9 protein-coding genes are annotated in these 22,131 nt (G+C 66.1%); 4 read left to right on the top strand and 5 right to left on the bottom strand.

Annotated features, from left to right (window positions below):
* A partial coding sequence (locus tag C4V41_RS59450) for a tyrosine-type recombinase/integrase (protein ID WP_160150795.1) occupies nt 1-303 on the top strand: 303 nt, incomplete at its 5' end.
* 609 nt (nt 304-912) lie between these two features.
* Here C4V41_RS59450 and C4V41_RS59445 read toward each other — a convergent pair.
* From C4V41_RS59445 to C4V41_RS59435, 3 genes are all read right to left on the bottom strand, one after another.
* Nucleotides 913-6,714, bottom strand: coding sequence for an AAA family ATPase (locus C4V41_RS59445; RefSeq protein ID WP_160150794.1), 5,802 nt, complete (start codon nt 6,712-6,714; stop codon nt 913-915).
* Between the two features lie 396 nt (nt 6,715-7,110).
* Nucleotides 7,111-9,471 carry a hypothetical protein gene (locus tag C4V41_RS59440; protein ID WP_146104270.1) on the bottom strand — a complete coding sequence of 787 codons (2,361 nt, stop codon included), beginning with the start codon at nt 9,469-9,471 and terminating at the stop codon, nt 7,111-7,113.
* Nucleotides 9,468-15,698, bottom strand: a complete 6,231-nt coding sequence (locus C4V41_RS59435; RefSeq protein ID WP_160150793.1) for a DEAD/DEAH box helicase — start codon at nt 15,696-15,698, stop codon at nt 9,468-9,470. Before C4V41_RS59435 ends, C4V41_RS59440 begins: the two co-directional genes overlap by 4 nt.
* A 468-nt stretch (nt 15,699-16,166) precedes the next feature.
* Here C4V41_RS59435 and C4V41_RS59430 point away from each other — a divergent pair, with 468 nt between their 5' ends.
* Complete coding sequence (locus C4V41_RS59430) at nt 16,167-17,504, top strand: 3'-5' exonuclease (protein ID WP_103964844.1); 1,338 nt, start codon at nt 16,167-16,169, stop codon at nt 17,502-17,504.
* 86 nt (nt 17,505-17,590) lie between these two features.
* Here C4V41_RS59430 and C4V41_RS63810 read toward each other — a convergent pair whose 3' ends face one another.
* Complete coding sequence (locus C4V41_RS63810) at nt 17,591-18,160, bottom strand: hypothetical protein (RefSeq protein WP_200825038.1); 570 nt, start codon at nt 18,158-18,160, stop codon at nt 17,591-17,593.
* The gene (locus tag C4V41_RS63805) at nt 18,112-19,110 is read right to left on the bottom strand and encodes a hypothetical protein (protein ID WP_200825037.1); all 999 of its coding nucleotides are present in this window, start codon (nt 19,108-19,110) and stop codon (nt 18,112-18,114) included. The genes C4V41_RS63810 and C4V41_RS63805 overlap by 49 nt, the downstream gene beginning before the upstream one ends.
* Before the next feature lie 710 nt (nt 19,111-19,820).
* Here C4V41_RS63805 and C4V41_RS59420 point away from each other — a divergent pair.
* Nucleotides 19,821-21,068, top strand: a complete 1,248-nt coding sequence (locus C4V41_RS59420) for a tyrosine-type recombinase/integrase (protein WP_200825036.1) — start codon at nt 19,821-19,823, stop codon at nt 21,066-21,068.
* Between the two features lie 213 nt (nt 21,069-21,281).
* A complete protein-coding gene (locus C4V41_RS59415) occupies nt 21,282-21,482 on the top strand; it encodes a hypothetical protein (RefSeq protein ID WP_103964842.1) in 201 nt (66 codons plus the stop codon).
* Nucleotides 21,483-22,131 lie beyond the last annotated feature (649 nt).

The following is a 22,131-nucleotide window of genomic DNA, read 5'->3' as shown; positions in this document are numbered from 1 at the left end:
GGCAACCGCCTGCACCCGCAGCACGTCTCCGACCAATTCCTGTGGCTGGCCTACCTCGCCGGGCTGCCGCCGATCCGGCTCCACGACCTGCGCCACGGCGCCGCGTCGCTGATGCTGGCGGCCGGGGTGGAGATGAAGGTGGTGCAGGAAACACTGGGCCACACCTCGAGTGCGTTCACCGCCGACACCTACACCTCCGTCTACCCACAGGTCGCCACCGCGGCGGCCGAGAAGACCGCCGCTCTGCTCTTCGGCACACAAGACCAGGCAGAACCGGGCACACTCATCTCACTGAGGAGCTGAACAGTCGGATTAAACGTCCGGCCCCGCATTCGCCGCCTGCTCGCGGCGAGGCGGGGCCGACGCTCTTGCCGCAGCCGCCGGAGATGCCGAATGGATCATGGAATGTGCAGGGTTGGTGCAACCGAGCACGCACGGAGCACGCAACCGCTAGAGGAAAATTCTAGAACGAGTCCGATCCCGCAAAGCTGCAGTTCAGACCATGATCAAAGCGCGCCCTGCAGGATTCGAACCTGCGACCGTCGGATTAGAAGCAAGATCTTTTAGTGCCGCGCAGTGCCACTTGGTGCTAGTTTATGCCGCCTCCGCGTACATCGCGTGTCAGGCAGGGCCGGGTTCTGACGGTACGTCACGGGGCGTGCGAGCACGCACCGAGCACGGCAGACACCCTGATTTGATCATCGCAAGTCGCCCACACCATGAATCTTGTGCCCAGAGCCCGCTGGCACTACGTATAGACCCCGGTCGCTGTGCTCGGCATGTGCTCCAACGCCCCGCGCCGGGCCGCTCCCCGCGCTCCAGTCAGCCCACTCAGCGGGCGGCAGCGCCCGGGTGAAGGCTCGCTGTAGAGCGAGCCTTCCTGGCCATCGACGTCAGCCACGACTGCCTTCTTCAACTCGCAAGAAGCCGCCAGGATCGGGCCAACAACGACTCAGGCCGGTACATGCTGTCGGCGCCGATGTCGAAGGTACCCAGCGCTTGCAGGACCGCCACTGCAATGTCCGGATCGTCGACATCGCCAGCCAAGGTCACGGCCGCGACCAAATCCTCCATGCTGACACCGTCGGTATCGACGAGCGCCAGCACCGTGTTGAACGCCGTGACGAGTTGCTCGTCGGCGGCTATACCGACGGCATCGACCAACGCCGCCGCTCCCGCCCGCGACTGCAGTTCCTCAGCGAGAGCGAGCAGCGCCTGTCCCTCCTCCATACCGGACGCTACGAGCTGCCCTGCCTTCTCGACGAGCAAAGGCCAGCCGCCCGTGACTTGTAGCAGGCGCTCACGCCGCTCCAGCACGGTGAACTTCTCGCTGTCCAGCGCCCAGACATGTAGCGTCTGCCGTGTATAGCGTCGCAACACCACCGTCCCGAGCGCCGGCGTGCGCCCATCGTCGCCGAGCACCATCCTCCACAGGCGCATCTGCTGCGGCCCAGCGATGAGGACAGTTGAACGTGTCACTCCGGATTGTTGCGGACGCAGCTCAAGGGCCGCCTGGAGGGCGGCGTTGCAGGCGTCGTGGCGTGGCTCGAGTGCGGCCAAGTCCGTGAGCACGACCCGCCTCTCACCCGGTCGGCCGTTGACGAGTTCCTCCTCAAACTGCCTCCGGTTGGCGATCGACGGCACGGTGAAGCGGTCGCCGACGTCGGCCGTGAGGCGTACGGCCGACTCGACATCGCCGATGCCGGTCGCAGGAGAGCCGAGTACGATGCGGACCTGGTTGGCATGGTCGCCGAGCACATCGTCTGCCTGCCCTGCGGTCAGGGGTGAGCGCCGTCCGTTGGGCAGAGCCGCGCGCGTCTCCAGCGCGATGAACTCGTCAGGCACTGACAAAGTCTCGGCGCCAACAAGTTGAGTGACGACGTCTTCGTTGGACCCGATCATGCGTAGCACATTGGGGCTGCGCAGGTGCCAGCCGCGGCCGTCGTTGTTCGGCGCGAGCACGCCCAGGCCCACCATCTCCTGGAGGTATGCGCGAAATGCCTCGACATCAAGTGCGGCGAACCCGACGTGCCACCAGGCCAGGCATTCTTCCCGAAGCTGCACGTCGGACAGCCGTGCATCGAGGCCGAACTCATGTGCATGGTGGGCGAGGACGTTGGCGATGACGTTGTAGCGCGGGTCCAGGTGCAGCGTGTCGTGGAATGCCGTGCTGATGTCGGCTCTGAGGTCGACGTGGCTCTCCACTGCGACGACGTCGGCACGTTTGACGATGTAGGGCGGCTCGGCCTCAGCGATACCTGCGCTGCGGCGTGTGTGCATTTGCGCGAGGAGGCGCGAGCCGAACATCTGCAGCAGGAAGGGCTGGTATGAGCAATACCCGAGGATCCGATTGACCAGGTCGTCGTAGTCGAAGCCATATCCGAGTGCCTGCAACGGCCGCACGAGCAGATTCGTCGCGAACTGTGGCCGCAAAGGTCCGATCACCGTTGGACGCTGCGCTAGATGGCTGAAAGGGCCATTGCGAGCACTTTTAGCGTAGCGTTGCACCGAGTGCAGACCAGCGAAAACCACTTTGATGCGGCCGTCGGTGGCCAAGCCGAGGTCTTTAAGCCGGTTCGTCTCAAAGAATTCCGGTGCGTCGGATTCGAAGAAACGGTCGGCTTCGTCGAGAAGGATGAGCATCCGCCGCCGCGGGTCGGCGTCAAGCCAGGTGAGCAGGCTTGCTCGCACTTGCTTATGCCGGTCAACATGACCTTGCTCACGCGAGTTTTTGCGGCTCGCCTGACGGCGTGGTGAAATGATTTTTTGTTCGGTGAAGTCTCGCAGCAGTGCATCCCATATCGCGTCTGGGCCGACTGCTGAACCAGGTCGGATGCCAACGGTGTCGAGGCTCAGATAGAGGCTAACCCGCTCGCCGGCTGCCCCTTGCGACTCGAATTTCTGGCCGGCATTGCGGAGCAGGGCAGATTTGCCCAGGCCGCGTCCGCCGTATAGAAGCTGTGTACCATCGGAGTCGATGACGCTCTTTCGCTCGGCGTCACGACCGTAGAACATCTCTTCGGCCACCAGACCGCGTTTCTTCCGTGCGTACGGATTGATGTTGCTGAAGGGAAGCAGCACACTCATGGTGGCGTCAATCTGCCGGTTGCCGTGCGCTGCCAGGTAGACCAGCGCAGCGTCGTCGAGCACCACGACCGGCGCAGTGCGGTCGTCAGCAACGACGTGCTGAGCGAGTTCACGGCGGGTCTGCATGTTCATCGTGCCGAAGTAGGCAATGAGCAGACTTTCGCCCGAGTTGTCCTGATCGGCGTGACTGAGCAGCAGTTGCGCGCTCGGCTGGCCCCATGCGAGCAGAACGCGCAGACGGCCGCCGAGCCTGCTGCCGAACGCCGGAGTGGGAGCCTTTCCGTTGATCGTCACGTCGACGACGTCGATGAAGCGCCGATCACGTCCACGGGGAAGTTCGTCGAGACGGCGTGTGCGTTTGCCTTCGATGCCCGCAATGCGCAGTGCCGGCAGCAGTAGTTCGCGTTCTGTGATGCTTCCGCGTCGCTCAGGAGGAGTGGTGGCGAGCTGCCGCCAGTCTTCGAGCGCGGCTGCAGCCAGTTCGGCCAGGTCGGGGCTCAGGCGGCTGAAGTCGAGCACCTCGCAGCCGGGTACCCGGCTGCGGCTGCGTGCGGTCTCGATGATCTGTTTCGTCAGGCCGGCCCGTAGCGCATCGGGCACAGCGGGGAGGAATTGCTGCAGGTCATGCTGTTCAGACACCTGCGGTACGGGCTCGCCGATCTCGAGGAAGTAGATGAGCTCCTCGGCGGTGGAAAGTTCACCGTCAGCTATGAGCCGCTGAACGCGCTTGATGGTGTCTTCGTCCACGTCCGGCAACACGACCAGCCGATCCGACAAGCGCCGGGCCGCCTCGGCACGATAGAGCGGGAGCCGCTCGGCGACCCCGGCGAGCTTGACGCGGATAGCCCCGTAGTTTCGGGTGAGGCTGACGTCGGCGTCCTGGAGGAGGCCGGTCAACTCACCGGCTTGTTCCTCAGAGACCTCGTTGTTGATCTGTGCTCGGCGCAACTCGGCCGACAACTGCTCGTGCAGGTCCTCCAATTGCTTACGGACCTCGGCCTGCGCAGTCGCAGCCGCCACTGCGGCGTCGTCACTGATGTTGTGCTCGAACGCGCCAGGCAGCAGGTTCGAAGTGGCGGCGGTGAGGAGGAAGTCCGCGGCGTCGAAGTTCTCGGCTGCGACGTGCATGAGGACGGCGTCGGTCCAGGTGTGGTGGACGACGGCCAGAAGCTGCTCGACCGTTGTGCCTGCCGGAACGGTGACGCGGCTGAGAGTAGCGTCCACCACCGCACCGGGCACTTTGAGCAGCTCAGCGGTGAGAACAAATGTCGCCGTGGGCTCGCCAGCGGGAAATGCAGCCTCACCTGCGAGCACAGAGAACGTCACCTCCAGCGACGAGGCAGCCGCTCGGGACGCGGCCGCCAGCAATGGGTCGGTGTGCTGCGCCTGTGCCGCCAAGGCGGCCAGCACCGCTTGGCGCCTTGCGAGCACTGCGGCGCGCATGTCGGCGACATCTCCCGTCATCCATTCCTGCGCGGTACCAGATCGTTGCAGAGCCAGCACTGCCTCAGCCCAGCCGACCAGCGTCTGCATGGCTTCCTGGGCAAGATTGACGAGGTTTTGCCGACCGGCGCCTTGGAGCGGCTTACCGGAGGTTCCCCTCAGCTCGCGGTCGAGTGCGTCGATCTCGCGGGCGATGTGTGCGGGGTCGCCGAGCCGCTGGATGGCGTTGGTGACCTCGTGTACGGCGGAGTGCTGGTTGTTGGCGGCTATGGTGAGTGGCCGGCCGAGCAGCCCGTCAGAGGCCATCCACGCCTTGGCGACGTCGGTCGCACGTTTGAACCGTATCGTGCGGGGTCTGAGCATTTTGCGAGCTGTATCACTGGCGGCGCGCGCCGACTGTTCGACTTCGCTGACGTCGGCGAGCGCGGTGAGGGGCGGAGCGCCGATGAGGAGGCCTTTGAGCGCGCGTCCTCCAACCTGCTCGGCGACGGCGGCGAGGTTGGGTTCGACGCGTGCGGCAAGTTCGGTGAGTACGGCGCCGGTCGTAGGCTCCCCAGTCGCGAGTGCGGCCCGCACCAGTGATGCCACGATGATCAGTGCGCTGGGTGAGTCGGCGCTGGCGGCCGCCCTGTCCAGGGTGGTGAGCTCGCCTCGCAGTGCGGCGTTGACCGTGCCCGTCTCGCTCCGAACCGCGTCGGACAATGCCGCGATGCGCAGCATGGCCTGGCGGCTGGTCGTCCATTGACCCGCCTGTGCGACGGCGGCGGCCAGCCCGAATCGCTGAGTCCGAATGAGATCAGCGATGCTCTGGACCAGGTGAGCATGTGCAATGACTTCGTCGCTTACCGTTGCGGGTTTCTGGTCGGCGGCTTCTGCGGTACTCGGCTCAGGCATCGGATGGACATCGGACGAGGCTGTGGACGGCTCAATGTAGGGGAGCTCTGACGACTCCGGATACGTAGGCACCGAGGTGCTGTCGACCGCCGAGGAAGCCTCATCGTCACCCGTGGCCCGTTCAACGGCTTTCGCGCCTGCTCCGTCGTCAGCCAGGGCTTTGGGCTTCTCCATGGTCACGGCCTGCGTGTTGGCGGCGGGTGATCGAGTCAGCTGAGCCGCAGTGATGGCGAGCAGGGCCAGATCCGGATGGGTCTGGACGAATTGCTGCTGCAATGCCACCACCTGCGGTGCGGCGGTGCCGGGATCGGAAAGTTCGTGAAGCATGGCCAGTGCGATGGCGCTGCTGCGTTCGGCAGGCGTCCAGGCCGAAGAGGCAGCCAGAACGTCGGCGCGCCGTTGCGCCTCGGCCAGCGCAGTCATGAGCATCGCATTGCCGGCGGGGGCGTGGATATCTCGTAGCCGCGCGAGTTTGGCGCGCTCAGGCGCGTCGTCAGCGGCCGTGATGAGCTCATTGAGCGCGGCCCGCACCCCCTCCCCCGTCTCGGGGGCTTGGGTGGTGCCGGCCGCCTGCAACCTGGCCACGGCGTCGTCGAATGAGGTACGCGCAGTGGTGATCACGCTGAGGTCATCGGCGGCCGGGGGCCGGTCCGCCGTGACTCTGTCGAGTATTCGCTGCGCCACAGGCACGGCCTGCAGCAGTGCCTGCCTCAGGTTGTCGCTGGCCTGCCTCAACACGTCGATATGGTCGTCCTGGATGCTCGCCGTCATGGCATGCCCCTCTTCGTCGCCCACGACGCCGGACTGTTGGGCGGTGGCGGAAGCCACGATGCCCGCCTCACCGCTGTCGTCAGCTGGCGCCGATGGCTCGGGCCAGAAATCCAACGAGGTGTCCGACTCCTCCGCTCTCGCGTCCCCAGGCGGCTTGTAAGCGTTGATGGAGTCAGCCGGAGCGTCGTTCCGGTCGTTGGAGAAGTTGAAGGTGGGAGAAATCTCGATGACCTTGCTGGCGGCCGCGATGACTGCGGCAACATGTTGATCGGTGACGGAGCTCGGCCGAAACCACGGCTGCCCACTCGCCCACAACCACAAGCGGGCGTCGCGCACGGAGGAGAATCCGCTGGCCCACAGGGCGACACGGGCCAACGCTGGCGACCAGTGCGTGGCCGGGTCTCGCACAAGAGGTGAGGACCCTTCCTGCATCACGACGTTCGTCTGCAGGTCTTTGAGCACCGCTCCGGTCAGGGCGGCTGCGGCATGCTGGGCGGGATGGTCATCGGCACGCTTCATCCGCATGAGCACGTCGCGGCAGAGAAGCGGACCGACCTTGGAGGGTGTGATCGTGAGCCCGAGTGGTCGCAAGACCAGCGGCCGCCGTGCTTGGGGTGTCGCCGACAAGGCCTTACCGACGTCCTGCGGTGTCAGCTCAGACAATGCTGACGACATCGGTGCTGGACACGCCATGAGCGCTGCGGACAACTCGCTCAACGCTGCATCACGCTCGTGATCCTGCCCAAGAGGCCAGGCCGGTTCGGACAAGACAGGGTACGGCGTGAACGTCTCACCGTGTAGGCAACTGCTACGGACGTGACGGGCCATGAAGCCTCCCCAGGAACGAAGCCGGTGGAATTGACCGGATAAAGATTTTGCACGTGTCGCACGGGTCGGGCTGGCCAGTGCCGCTGCTCACGAGGTGCCGCGCGAATGCGGCCGGATGTAGGTGTAGCCGTCGGGAAGTTCGGCGGGGCCGGCAAGGCGAAACCGTGCACGATCTTCGCGGTACGCCTGTCGGGCCTCTTCCCTGCTCTTCCAGCCGAGATCACCAATCCGCCGCAGGTGCCCGGCGACAGGATGGGCCCGCACGAACCGCGACTGGAGCTGACCGCGCCGAGACGATGCAACGGGGCGTGCAGGGCCTTGCACCGGACGGGGTTCGTAGATGACGAGCGGCACAGTGGGCGCGCCGGGAGTGAGAGGCCAGCACAACTGCCCACTGGCGCTGACGCTGCCGACATCGCCGCGTAGGTCGCCGGTTGCCAGCAATGCATCGACAACGCCTTCGAGTTCGGCAATCGCGTGATCCTCAGCGGTGCCGTACACGGCGGCCGGTAGGTGGGCACGGCAAAGCACTGCGCGTCCGGCTGGGTCGAGAAGCCCGAGCCGGCGAACCGCGCGCAGCACGCGCTGCGGCAGCGTCAGCGCTTCGGTGCCGGCCAGCCGACCGGTGTGGCGTGGTTGCCCGGGGCCAGCGTCACGAGTGACGATACGCGGGTCATAGCGGTGTTCGATGGTCATTTCATCGATGGTGACCGGCCTCTCAAGGAGGGCTGTCGACGCGCGGACTGTGCCGGCCCCGCGCCCCCAGGTGCACGTAAGCACGATGCCAGCGAAGAATTCCAGCGGCCACTCGATGCGCGTCATCTGTGGGTTCGCGAACAGATCCGTCTCAACGGTCTGAGTGGCTTCGGCAGAGTCGAGATCATATCCGTCGTGCGAGAGCATGAGCCGCAGCCGCACGCCGCTCAGTCCGGCATCGCGCATCTGGGTGCAGATGGCCGCAGGCAGCGGCATACGGCCCTCGAGCAGGTGAATCAGCCGCAGCGCCTGCGTCCATGTGATTTGGCTGTCGGTGATGGTGAGTTCTCCAAGGCCACCAGCGTCTTCCGACTCGGGCTGTACCATGATCAGCTCGGGCCCAAGCTCGAGTATCGGATCGGGCTGCGGCTCCGGTCGGGCAAGCTCTGACTTTGGTGGCAAGGTCGACAGCCAGCCAAGGCCTAGCGGCTCAGTCACATCGATCTGGACATACTTGCTGTCGGGGTGCTCGGCGCGCCATACGCCGCCGCCTTGCCCAGGGTCGTCAAGGCGCAAATGAACCTGTCCTGGCAGGAGCCCTGTTTTCTCGTTCATCTCGCGACGGGCGTAATCGCTGATGACAGCATTGGCATGGCAGACCGTGAGCGCATAATCGACGCCGCTGAGCTGCGTACCACCGTCGCGCACACCACGTAGCCGCGGCCCCACGGCAGTGTAGGTGACCCGTCGGCTCGGAGCCCATCGGTTTAGGCGCGACGGCACAGCGTTTCGTGCCAATTGCACGGCGAGAGTACCCAGGTCATCTCCACCAAGCGGCCCGGTATCACGGAGCCGGGCCGTCAATGACCGGCGAGTGAAGGCATAGCCGTGCCATATGCGCAGCTCTGGAAGACTCGCGAGCGCGTCGGCGACAGTGCGAAGCATCCCGACCAGCGCGGCGGCCAACTGCTCCTCGCTGGCATCGTCGGACAGCACGGTCGTCAGCGGCAATGGCGCCGCCGCGCTGCGCAGCAGATCACGCCCTCGGGTGAGTAGGTACTGTGCGTAGAACGCTATGTCGTCCAGCTCCGCGTCGCGCGGGGTCGCATAGTGAGCGTCCAGCAGCAGGTGCCCGTCCGTATCCAGCCATCGGCCACGCTGACGCAGCCTCTCCAGACGAGACGGCGTGACGGAGAGCCCTTGCCCAAACGCGTCAGGATCGATGATCAGACGTTCACGTACCACTGGCCTGTCAGCTAGCGCATGCCTGGTTCCGGGTCCGGTCATGCCCGATGGCGCGCCGCTGAGCCAGTCCGGCATCGCGCCGTCGGCTTCCAGCGCCGGATGCGCACGCTCTTTGTAGACGATCTCGGCGAATAGCGGCTGATCTCCGGCATCGATGTTGACCATTGCGCCGACAGGCAGCGCTTCAGTGGACTCTCCCAAGCGCACCTGCGGGAAGGCAAACAGGTCCAACGGGCCGCCGACGTACCCACCGGTGCTAACGTCATAGCCGAAATACACCGCGTTGAACGCCACGTTGACATGTACCGGCGCGCGGCGGGCGGAGACAAGCGCGCCTAGGTATCGGGCCAACCGGTCACGGTCATAGGACGTTGTGGCGTCCCATCCCAGCGCCATTGTCGGTGTGAGGAGCGGGTCTTCCTCGAACGGGCGCCATAGCGGTTCCGTCATGGTTGTTCGAGGAGAAATCATGGGAGCTTCGACGTGACGGTCGCTTAGATCTGTCATAACGCACCTCCGGTTCCCGCCGTGGCTGAGCCTGCCGTTGCTGCGGTGGCCGGTCGGGCACGATGACGGCTCTCACGGCGTACGTGACCAGCTTCGCGCCACCGAGCGCCGACGGGCACAACACGTCCTTCTGCAGATAGCCGGGCTAGGGAACTCTCCACATCGGCCAGCCGCACACCCGGGTTCGCTCCGAAATATCGGCTGTTGATGAGGCCTGTCCTCAACCGCACGCGGCGCCGCGTGTGCGTCGAATAGTAGGTGTCCTCGCCACGTAGTGCCCGGAGCACGTCGCGGGCGTGCACTCCGTGGAACACTTCCCATACAAGCCGAAAAACTTGTTCGTCCAGCCGCTTGCGCCGATGCGCGGCGTCGACGCGTGCACCCGCCGGGCGTGGCCGCGGCGTTTCGAGCGCGACCGCAACGGCTGGTTTGCTCTCTCCCGACGGCCATGTCGGCGTGTCCCAACACGCTGAACACCGGTTCGCAGCTGTGGAACAGCAGCCAGGGGGCAGGTCGGCGACACCGAAGTAGTCGGCGAGCTTGCGATTGGCGCAGGTGGTCGAGTCGGTGAAGAAGTCACGTAGCAGCCGGATCTCTTCAGCAGCGCGGGCAATCTTGCCGGACAAGGCATCCAAGAATGCCGCCGGCAGTTTGCTCGTGTGCACGGCGAGACCGGTGACCAGACGTCGGCTCGGGGCAGCCGACACGTCAAGAAGTCCACGGTCATGCAGGTCGGCCAGCAACTGCCACGTCCCAGCCGCGTCGTCGGCGACGTTACGGTACTCAGGCACCTGACCGGCCAGGTACGCCTCCAGCCGCACGACATCGAGGTGATTGCGCCGCAGCGCGCCCACCGTGCTGGCGCGGACCGGCAGGGCGAGCAGCGCCGTAACGACCTGGCGTTCCACGTCCAGGTCAGGGCCACCGCTGTTAAGGCTGGCAGCCGCTGGACGCGCCGCCACGCCAAGGAGCTCACCTGCCTTGACGGCGCAGTACGGCGGGAAGTCGCCAAGGTCAGTGACGGCTCCGAGACCGGCGAGCGCGGTGAAAGCGCGCACCACTCCGGCGGTATAGCTGTCCACGGTGCGTGGCTTGCGCGCTTCGTCCGGGGTCAGCCTCCCGGTAGCCAGATCCTCACCGATGAGCTCGTCGGCTACCTCGGCCGGGTCCAGCACCGTCCGACGCAGCAGCACTGACCGGCCCATCCGCTCAAGCAGCGCCGCAGGCAAGTCGCTGCCGGTCATGAAGGCAATGGTGCGAAGGCCGCGCCCAGTCAGCAGCGTCAACCCGACGTTCGTGGGCAGCACCGCACCTCTGTTGTGTGGCTTGTCTTCGACGCTGTCAGGAGCACCGGCCGGAGGCCCGCTGTTTTCAGCTGCGTCAGGCATGTCAGCGCCGACGATGGTTTTTCCGGCCGCGTCCCGACCTATCCGACCAATCTGCTGATATAGAGCGGCCAAATCGGTCGGTGCGCTGACGCAGAACACTGTCCGCACGTCGGGACGGTTGACACCCAGCCCGAACGCCGACGTGGCGACGATCACCAGTGGAGCGAACCCGTCTTCGCCCTTGCGCGGGGCTTCGCGGAACTCCGTCATGACCGCCGACTTCTCCGCCTCGGTCAGCCGGCCGTGGAATCTTCGAATCCGGACGCCGCTCTCACCGAGATAGTCGCGAAGATGCGCGTGAAGCGCTACGACCTCTTTCACGGTCAGGCAGTAGAAGATCGCGTGACCGTCCACGGCGTCAAGGATTTCCTCTGCGAGACCTGCGCTGATGGTTGGGCCAGCTGCCTTGATCGTGCGCCGGAAGATCGCCAGTTCGGGTCGAATGGGGTTCTCTCGTACGGTCAGCAGCGTTCCCTCGGCGGCTTCGGCGGCTTCGCCGCCTGGGCCACCCGGAGCCTCGCTGGGCAGCCCGAAGACGCCTTCACGCAGCCCGGCGTGCACGGTGCGGTTGGCTGTCGCGGTCAGCGCGGTCACGCGCAGGCCATGCTCGCGCCGAAGTTCGGCCAGGAACTGCTCCACCCGGCTCATGGACGGCCGGAAGTCGTCCCACTGCACGAAGGTGTGCGCTTCGTCGAGTGCGATGCGGGCGATGGTGCCGGCTTCGACCGCGGTGCGGACGATGTTCCGGAAGCGGCGTTGGCACAGTCGTTCAGGGGAGACATACACCATGCGGATACCGTGATCAGCATGGCCAAGAAGTTGCTCGGCGACCTCGGTCTTACCCGCGCGGCTGCTGGACTCGCGCAGCGGCGCGATGAGCGCGCGCACCGCGCCTCCGATGCTGCGGTTGAGTTCGAGTGCCTGATCGTGCATGAGCGCGACCAGCGGCGAGATGACGAGAGTCACGCCGGGAAGCACCAGCGCCGGCAGTTGGAAACAGAAGCTCTTACCGAAACCGGTCGGAAGCAGCCCGAGGACGTTCGCCCCTTCGGCGACCGCGCGGATGACCGCCTGCTGCGACGGCTTGAGTGAAGCCGGCGTTTCGGACAGATGCAGCAAGCCTCCGATGACAGCGGCGCGGGCGAGCACCTCATCGCCCAAGGTGCCGTCGGAGCGGTATCGGGCGACCTGGGCAGCGGTCAGGGCCAGCCTGCGGATTCTTCGGGTTTGCGGGAGCATCGTGTGTGCCTCGAGTGCTTCTCGCGTGGACAGCAGCGCGGCGCGTTCCGCATCAAGCAGGCCGTGCCGGGCGAAGAAGCTCCAGATACGAGCCCATCCCTCGGCCATCGGCACCACGTTGCCGCCACCGCGCTCACCGGTGGCCGGATCGTCGCGCAGCAGCCCTTCCTCGAGCGAGCCAAGGAACGTCTGCCGATATGCGCGTCGTAGGGCGGTCTGCCCCGCGAGTTTGCGATCACTGACGATGATCACACCACGGTGCCGCTCAGACCGGATGAGCCGGCCGACTGCCTGCCTAAGTTGCAGCGCCGCGAGCGGCAGGTAGTAGTGCTCTGTCGCGACCGCCTCTGGATCGTCGGCGTGCGCCGCTTCCGCCCTCATCGCGATCGCGGCGCGGCGGGCTTCGATGACCGGCGCCGCGAACGGTGCGAATGGCAGCTTGTTGATCCATACCAGCCGCATCCGCTGCTCGTCGGAGACGTCGACGCCCTGCCACAGGCCTTTGGTTCCGACAAGGACGCCGCCGCCGTTCGTGACGTCGGTGAACTGTTGCACTCCACGGGGGTTGCCGAGCACGAGTGCGGATAGCACAGGAGTCTTTTCACCGCGAGTACGCACTTCGGTGGCCAGGTGCTCGGCGATACCACCGGCGGTCGAGCGGGCGGTAGTGAGCACCAGTGCACCGCCGTCGTAGCCGCCCCGACTGCCGGGTGGGGCTTCGCCAGGCACGTCGACTGGCCTCACCATCTCCTGGGTATAGCCGGCGAGCTGGTGCGCGACGGTCCGCATCGCGCCTTCTGTCTGCTCTGCCCAGGATGGGAAGTCGGAGAAGCATACGAGCTCGCATTGCCGGGCGTAGTCGAACGGCGTCGGCAGATGCAAGGTCGCGATGTCCGCAGGCAGCCCGAGGCGATCACGGATGAAATGCCACTGCCCCGCTACGCGTAGCGTCGCCGACACGTAGTACGTGCGCGCGAACGTAGCGAGGAAGCGCCGCCAGAGATCGTCAGAGGCCAGCTCGATGGGGCTGCTCGCCACACGGAAGCGGTAGGAGCGCAAACCGGCGCGCAATGCCTCGAGCTCCTCGGCGTAGACCACCTGGTTCGACGTACCAGGCGGCAGGGACGCAAGTCGCAGGCTCGATGTGTCCACCGCGTCAATCGGATCGTCGGGGTCGGCTGGATCGGGCTCCTCTCCGTCACCGACATCTTCACCGAGCTCGTCCTCAAGGGTGTCATCCGCGTTCTCCTCGTCACTGTCGGCCGTGGCATCGGCCGCCGGTGTTGGGCCCAGAATGCCGTCAACATGAGCAACGATTGTTCGGCTGAACTCTTTGACTTGCAGGCATCGCGTCAGCAGACCACGTATGCGCTCTGTCTCAAAGAAATCCAACTGGTGGGCGTGCGTGTTCAAGTATGCGAACAGGGCGCCTGATAGGGCCTCGCACTGCCCGGCCAGCCGCAGTAGCAATGCGGTGAGCGTGCGGACCTGCCCCACGCCCGCGCTGCCGGCATACGCGCTGGCCAGCGTGACCGTGCGCGATCCAACCACGATGCCGGCCCCCGCGCCTCGTACGTCGAACACCTGACCGGCTACCCGGGGCAACTGCTCATGGTCGAGCAGCAGTCCAAGATTGCTGACGGCCTCTCGCGCCGCGTTGCGTTCGGCACTCCTGCGAGCGGTGTCGGTCCAGGCGGCCAGCTCGCTGTACAGGTCCTCAACCATTCGGTAATCCACCGCCGTCGTCAGCGCCGACGTCGCTGCGTCTTCGAGCTGATGCGCCTCGTCGACGATGAGCAGCGTTTCAGGGCCAAGAGTGCTGAGATCGTCCAGATGGGCGAGCAGCAGCGCGTGATTCGCCAGCAAGAGCCTGTGCGACGTAAGCGCTTCGCGCACCACATCGGTGTGCGCGGCCACGCGCGTACCTGCCTGAGACGGGTACTCCCCGTTACTTGCCTGGCTCAGCGATTCGAGCCACACCGGCAGCGCAGGCCCAGCGTACTGGGTGAAGAACGCGGGGACGTCGACTATGTCGACCGAGCGCGCCGACCACGAGCTTAGAACGTCCGTGGACGCCCGCAACCTCAAAGTCAGATAGACGACTAGCTCCCGGAACGCCGCTCGACTCAAGAACCGGTTGCGTGCTGTGGACCGGGCACGGGAGGTGGCGTCGAACGTCGTCGCGTCCGACAGCACCACGTTGAGTGCACGCAGCGACAGCCGGTTGCTCTGGCCTTTGACCACATCGCTGATCTCAAGTAAGCCGGGCACAACCCTGTCCAACCGTGCCACGTCCCCAGCCAGTTGCGCCTGAAGTTGCTTGGTGAACGTCGTGACGATCGCCGTCCGCTGCGGCCCGCCGGCCAGCCAATCCAGCGCTGCAGCTAGGACGGCGAAGCTTTTGCCCGTACCGGTCGGAGCCTCCACCAGCGCGGACACTCCCTCCTTGGCCCAGCCGTGTAGCGCCGTCGTCATCTGTTCCTGCGCAGGCCGCCGCTTGGCGTCCGCGCCATGGATGACGGATGCCAGCAGCACCGGGTCGACGCGCCCGTCAGGACCGAGCAGCGATACATCGATCGAGAGCAGGCCGTGGCTTGTCGCGGGTGTGCCCGCTGGCGACCTGCGCGGCCGGTGAGAGTCAAGCAACGAGCCGAGCACCGACGCTACTTCAGCAACGCCGTATGCCCGTACCTCGCCGAGCAGGTGCCCGGGAGCAGCGCCAGACGTTGCCGCGGCGAGGTGTCGCACGAGCGTCCACGCCATTGAATCGGCGCACACCGACGCGATCATGTTGACGAGGTCCAGTGGCCACGCGGCCATGTGCTCGCTCGCCCGCGTCAGCAATCGCGTCAGCAACGCGGCGTCGTCTCCCGCGTCGTGCCAGCGCAGATCGGAACGGTCCAGGCCAAGCGTATCAGCGAGGTTGGCCAGGCGGTGGCTGGCATCTGTCGGCCAAAAGGCCAGGGCCAGGTAGTACGCGTCGACCAGGGCCGGCGCCAGCATGGGCAGGCCCTCCTTCTCATAGGCTGCCGCCAGCAGCGGGAAGTCGGATTCGGTACCGTTGTAGGTGACGATCACATCGGCGTCCGCAGTACACGCGTGTAGTTCCAAGAGTGCCTTCGCTTGCTCAACGGCCGAAACCGTGTGCCGCTCCCGAAGCTCCGCTGAACGGATCTCCCATGTCTCGTCGGGCAATTCGACGAACCAGTCACGCCGAGGCTCAGCAGCGATCCACGCGGCGTCCGTCCCGAAACGGACCGCTCCAATCTGGAAGATTCGCTTGTCAAGGAACGGCTCGGTAGCCATCGTCCGGACGACCGCCTCCACATCAAGGGCTACTGCTCGCACAGGTCGGCTAGACGCCGTCCCGGCCTCCAAAGTCACCTCGGGGCTCTCGTCTCCTCCGCCGGACACCGTCAACCGATCAGCAGACATGACTAGAGCTCCGGCTGCGACGGCGCGCGAGACAAAATCGGCCACGCGTCGCGGATGCAGCCCAGGAAACCGTTTCTGCGCAATCGCTGTCAGCTCTTCTGACGTGACGCCGTCGGCACGCTCGGCGACAAGATCGATGAGTCGACGTGCCGCCGCGGGAAGCACCGCACCTGCTTCTCCAGCCGCTTTCGCCATACGGGTTGCCCCACTTGTTAGTTACCTGCATCGTTTGATGCCCGGAGGTTCGCAGTCGTTGCCTTAGAGCCTAAAGAGACCAGCCATCTGAGCATTTCAATGTCCACAGTTGCAGGCTGCTGTGGCTACGCCACGACCAGCGGCAGCGAACGGGAACACACGCGACTCGCTTGGCACAACGAGTCACATAATGTTGCACATTACGCTCGCCTGACAGCGGAGCGCCACATCTCGAATGAGATTTTCTCACCCTGCGCCTAAAGCGACCCAATTGTCACTGCACCTGCCGCAGCAGCCAACCGTAAAACAGGAGCCGGCCAGTGTCACCATTGCTAACAATGTGCCGGAAATGGCGTCATAGGTGCGAAAAGCGGACATAAGGGAGAGAGGGCGCAGTGGCTTTGTTTCTGTCACATCTGATTCTTAGGTCGCACCTGAATGTCTTCGACCTTGCGGGGCTCAAGAGTCCGAACCACTTCGTGCGCAGAGGCGGCTGCTCATCGGTCACTCGACCATCCTGCCCCGTTATGGCGCTCTGGTCGGCGAGGGTCATCGTCACTGTCTCGATCGTCCTGTCTCGCCCTGCTTCACATCAAAAGGACTCATCTGTCCCATGTATCACAGCAGTCTGACAGAGAGGGGATCGGACACGTCACCTCCGAATGGAGCACCCTGGTCAACCCTGAACGCGACCTGGGACCACAACACATCCACGGCATCACCGCCGCCGACGTCCGACACGCGCCCGCCTTCAAGGACATCGCGGGCACACTCACCGGCCTGCTGCAGGGCCGCGTCCCCGTAGCCCATAACCTCCGCTTCGACCTCGGGTTCCTACAGTACGAATTCGGCCGGACCGGGGCCCCGATCCCCTACCTCGACGCTATCGGCATCTGCACGATGACCGAGGCCCCCCGCTTCCTGCCCGCCGCCCCCCGCACCCTCACCGGCTGTTGCGCCGTCGCCGACATCTCGCTCGACGGCCACCACGACGCGCTCATCGACGCCCGAGCCACTGCCGCGCTGTTACGCCACTACCTCAGCCTCGCCCACCCCGACTCACCATGGGCCCACCTCCTTCGCAACGCCACCACACTCCCCTGGCCAGCCATTCCACTCACCGGCTCCACCCCCGTCCGGCGAGGCGTGTCCGCCGAACGCGACACCCATTTCCTCGCCCGGATCCTGGACCGGCTACCGCGCGCCTCCGACACCGTCCGCGCCGACCCCTACTTCGCGCTGCTCGACCAAGTTCTGCTCGACCACCACATCTCGGCCACCGAAGCCGACGCATTGATCGCCTTGGCCGCCCAGCTGGATCTCAGCCGTACAGAAGCCATCCGCCTGCACCACGAATACCTGAACGCGCTGGCCCAAGCCGCCAAGGCCGATGGCATCGTCACACCCACCGAACGCCACGAGTTCGACCTCGTCGCCGCCCTGCTCGATCTCCCATCGGCAGCGGTCGAAGCCGCGCTGGCATCGAGCCACGTACCCCACCATCTCTCCGCCGCCGGCGGCTTCCGTCTCCAGCCTGGTGATCTCGTCGTCTTCACCGGAGAAATGGCGGGCGGGCGAGAAGTGTGGGAGGAGCAGGCGCGCCAGCTTGGCTATGTCCCCCACACCGGTATCACCAAACGCGTCCGGTTGCTGGTCGCCGCGGACCCTGACTCGATGTCGGGCAAGGCACGTAAGGCTCGCGTCTATGGCATCCCCATCGTCACGCCGGACGCCTTCACACGCATGAGTTCCTCAGCCGCTCATCAAGGCCTGTAGCACGCGTAGCCATGCCATCCACGTCGGATGAGCTTTCCCCGTACCCCGGATACCTGAGGTCACCTGATCGAATGGGCCCCTGATAGCTAGGCACGTGCTGGAGGCAGACCGTAGCGGCTGACGGCCAGGTACGTCTCCGGCGTCGCCGCTTCGAGGAGCCCCTCTTCGCCTTCCAGGTCGAGTTCTGGCTCCTGCGGACGGCGCAGCAGCTCACTCCAGTCGCTTGTCGCTCCCCGCTCGAAGGCATCGCGCAGCCGGGGGCGGGCTTCCTCCTGCTGCTCACGGAAGATCCGCAGCTGGATGAGTCGCTGTTCTTCCTGAGCGTCGTCGCTGAGTTCCTGGTCATCGGCCGGCGGATCCTCGGCGCGCAGCCCCGAGGTGCGCTGAGCGATGGCCAGGTCTTCCTCGTGGAGGCGCTCGCAGGCGGCGTAGAGCTTCCGGGACATGCCGAGATGAACCTCGGTTCCGGGGATGCGGCAGGTGAGGAAGTCATCAAGGCCCCAGGAACGGACCCCGGCGCGCAGCGTGCGCCGCTCGGTGTAGGGCGCTACTCCGCGGGCTTCGGCCCGCATGGCGCGGGTGAAGTCGTCGCCTTCCAGGGGCGTGGTCAGCCCGGAGCGCCGACGACGGGACGCGCGGTCGGCGGAAACGAGCACGGTGCGAAGCTGCGAGGCAGGAGCGGAGCGCAGCGCAGCGCCAGGTAGGCGAGCATCTGGGCGCGGGCCGCACCGATGAGCGCGTCGTCGCTGTCGCCGAGACGATCTTCGAGATTGCCCGGGCCGGCCGCTGACTCGTCGTCGATGTCGAATCCGGCTGCGGTGAGCGGCGGCTGTCCGAAGTGCAGGCCGTGGTCGATGGTGAGGAAGAGGTCATCACCGGGCCGCACACACGCTCCGACCAGGACGGTGCGGTGGGCGTACGAGCCGAGAATCTTGCTGCTGGCGGCCAGTTGCTCCCACCCCTTGCGCAGCGTGCCGAGACCCACGTCGCCCCCCTTGGCCTCGATCAGCCAGTACAGGCCCTCTGCCTGGTGCTGCCCCCAGAGGTCGGGCAGCTTCTCTTTCGGATCCTTGAACGTGTTGCGCAAGGCGGAGATCGGGCCACCCAGTTCGAGGTGCTCGGTCTGACCGAGGCCCAGCAGTGAGCGGCAGGCCCACTCTGCCATCGTCATACCCAGCCGGTAGCCGGCTGCGTTCTTCGCGCTGCGCTCGGTGCCGTACGCGTACACCGGGTTCAGGGTCAGGCGCCGGCCCTTGTTGCCTGGTACGAGGAACGGAGACATGAAGGGGTGCATGCCGAGATAGGCGTACAGCGGCGCAACCCGGGCGACGAGCTCCCCGTGCGCATACCGCGGCTGATTCCGCAAGTGCGGGGTGACGTCGCGGCCGACCTCAATGGCGGCCTTGATGATCTCCCGCCAGGTGGTGGTCGAGACGTACCAGCCGTCGGCCGCCGGGAACCCGCCCGACTCCGCCCACGGCTTGAGCATGGCCGTCCGCCACTGCCTCCTGGGCTTCCTCGCAGGCCCGTTACGGAAAAGGACCGGCACGTCGAAGCTGTCGGCGTAGGTGAGCGGCGGCTCGTCGGGGACGTGTGCGGGGATCATGCGAATCACTTTGGCACGGTCGGATCGCTTCCGGCACCGGGTATGGGGTTGTCGGCCGGTTCCAGTGAGAGCCATTCGGTTGGCTTGGGGGCGGGTGTGGGGCCCAAGAACTCGCGTACTTCGAGCGCAGAGCCCTTCGGCCGGTGGAAGGGGGGTTCTGGGGCGACGAATGGCTGGTCTGGGTCACCAGGGATCACGTTCGTGATCTTGGCAATGGTGTACGCCGTCACGCGGCGTCTGTTATCTGAGGTTCCCACCTCCAGCTCACGCCGAACGCCGGTAGCGCTGCCCTGACCGACCTGCCCGACATCGAACCGGCTCTTCTGAAGGCCGTCGAAGCCTGCCCGCGTCCTGTTGGCACATCGACCTCGATTCTAGGATCGCCGCCCTGTCCACTAGCTGACAGTCCACCGCCTGGCCACCACCCAAGATCCGACCCGACGAGCCGCGCTCCATCTCACCCATGCGAACCGCCTGCGCAACGCCAGCCAGCGCCAGAACGCCCTAAAGCTTCCCAGCAGGCCGTCGACCTGCACGACGAGCTGACCCGAGTCAACCTGAGCTTCCCCCGCACGCCGGACACTTGATCTGAGGCCATCTCCCAACCGAGTACGAGCCCTAGCTGGCCCGTCTCTCGTCGCACACCGTCAGGAGTGGAGGTGGGATCAATGACAAAGACTCGTGTGCAGGTCGCTAGGCGATGCGGCTGTGTGGATGCAGCGACGGGGCGTCAGCGAGGCGCGACGTGTCCGCGTCTGCCAGCGGATGACGATCACGGCAGCTGGTACTTCGCGGTGCAGGTACGTGGCCTGGACGGGCAGCGGCAGCGCGTCCGCCAGGGCGGCTACGCCGGCTCCGAGGAAGCGCAGGCGGCAGGCCGTGCCCTGGCCGCTGCCGACCACGGCGGCGCGGGGGCCGGATGCACGCTCGGGCAGTGGCTGGCACGCTGGCTGGCCAGCAAGGGCACTCTGCGTCCGTCGACCCGGCAGGGCTACGCCGCACACATCCGTCTCTACCTCATCCCGCTGTTGGGACGGATCTTGCTCCACCAGCTCAGCTCGCGCGATGTCAACGGACTGCTCGCGACGTTGGCGTCCCGTCCCTCGCCGATCGGCCGCCGACTGTCGCCCGCGACCGTGGTGCGGATCCACGCCACCTTGCGGACCGCGCTGAACGCGGCGGTGCGTGCCCGGCTGATCCCGGTCAACCCGGCCAACGGCGCCGAACTGCCCCATCCCCGGCGACCGCATCCGGTCGTCTGGACCGCCGGGCGGACCACCCGGTGGCAGCAAACAGGAGAACGTCCAGCAGTAGCGGTATGGACCGAACAACAGCTCGCGGTCTTCCTGTCCGGCCTCACGCAGGACCGTCTGTATGCCGCGTGGTGGCTGGCTGCACTGCGCGGCCTGCGCCGCGGTGAGCTGGCCGGGCTGCGCTGGACGGACGTCGACCTGCAGACCGCAGAGCTGACGGTGACGCAGCAGCGCGTGCACGCCGACGGCCAGGTCGTGGTCGGGCCGCCGAAGAGCGCCGCCAGCTGCCGGGTGGTGGCCCTGGATGCGGAGACTGTGCGGGTACTGACCCGGCACAGCGAGCGGCAGGAGGAGCTGAGCGCGAGGGCGGGCACACGCTGGCAGGACTCGGGATACGTGTTCACCACCGCGGACGGCGCGCCGCTGCGGCCGGACTACCTCACCGGCCGGTTCCGCCGACTGGTGGCCGCCTCCGGACAACCGCCGATCCGGCTGCATGATCTGCGGCACGGCGCCGCGACGCTGGCGCTGGCCGCGCACACGGATCTGAAGGTGGTGCAGGCCATGCTGGGCCATGCCAGCATCGTGTTGACCGCTGACACCTACGTCTCGGTGCTGCCGGAGGTGGCCCACCAGGCCGCCCGAGAGACGGCCCGGCTGGTGCTCAGCGCCGCATCCGCGCTGAGGCGGCCGCTCGGCGGCTGACTCAGCTTTGCCTCATATTTGCCCAATGCCGCCCCAGCGCATGGGCTCGGCTGGAGTTTCTGCAGGTGGAGAAGCGCGCCCTGCAGGATTCGAACCTGCGACCGTCGGATTAGAAGATGCGGCTCGAACTGCATGGATGGAATTTTCGGCAGGTGCAGTGTCCGGCTGCGGGGATCGTCCGGATCAGGGCGGCCACGCGGGAGCGGCGACGACGTGCTGCGTAACTTCACCTCCCTGCGGTCGAGGATGGACATGGGGCGTGGCAGGGACACCTTCTTCGGCGGGTCGGCCAGAGACGTGATCTTCGGCCGGGCAGGCGACGACGTCCTCAACGGTCTGGGAGGCAACGACGCCGCCAACGGTGGCCCGGGCTTCGACCAGTGCACTGCCGAAACCAGGGTGCTCTGCCCCTAACAGGTCGCACAGGCAAGGACCGGTCCAGGAGATCGGCCCTTGCGTGGGCTGCGGCGAACAGCAGCACCCGTCGCTGTTCGGCCATGTCCAGCATGCGCGGCCTGTCCTGGCACAAGACCAGCACCCCGAGGGCCACGGCACCGGCGCCTTCGCTCTCACCGTACGCCCTGGGGGGGACGACGGTTGCAGCGCACGGGCGAGTAGACCTCGACGTCGACCCGTCTGCTGGCGCGAAAGCGCATTTCCCCGCATACTGGGCAATCGATGGTGAGGAGGTGCTCCATGGACGAGCACCAACCCCCTGATCGGGACCAAGCGGCGGCCGAACCGCCAGCGCCTGCTAAGCCAGGGCAAGATCAGCTATCCGAGCCGCATCGATGCCCTCAGTGCCGAGAGTCAGTACAGTCGGGGGCTCTGAAGTGCCCACACTGCTTGTCGATCATTCCCCCTACTGGTCCTAGCCATGGTGGCACCTGCCCTTACTGTCGCGAAGCGATCCATCGGCAAGCGAGCCGGTGCCCGCATTGCCAGTCGGACCTCATGCCCCCGATCTTGCTCGGGAGCGTCTTCGTTCCAGAGGCTGCCGAGCCCGCGCGGAGCAATCCGTGCACACACTGCCGGTCAGCTGCGACGCCACCGCCACTGATGG

The sequence above is a fragment of the Nonomuraea solani genome, assembly GCF_900108335.1.
Classification (GTDB): domain Bacteria; phylum Actinomycetota; class Actinomycetes; order Streptosporangiales; family Streptosporangiaceae; genus Nonomuraea; species Nonomuraea solani.
The sequence above is the reverse complement of the archived record's forward strand: the minus strand, read 5'-3'. Positions and strand labels throughout refer to the sequence as shown.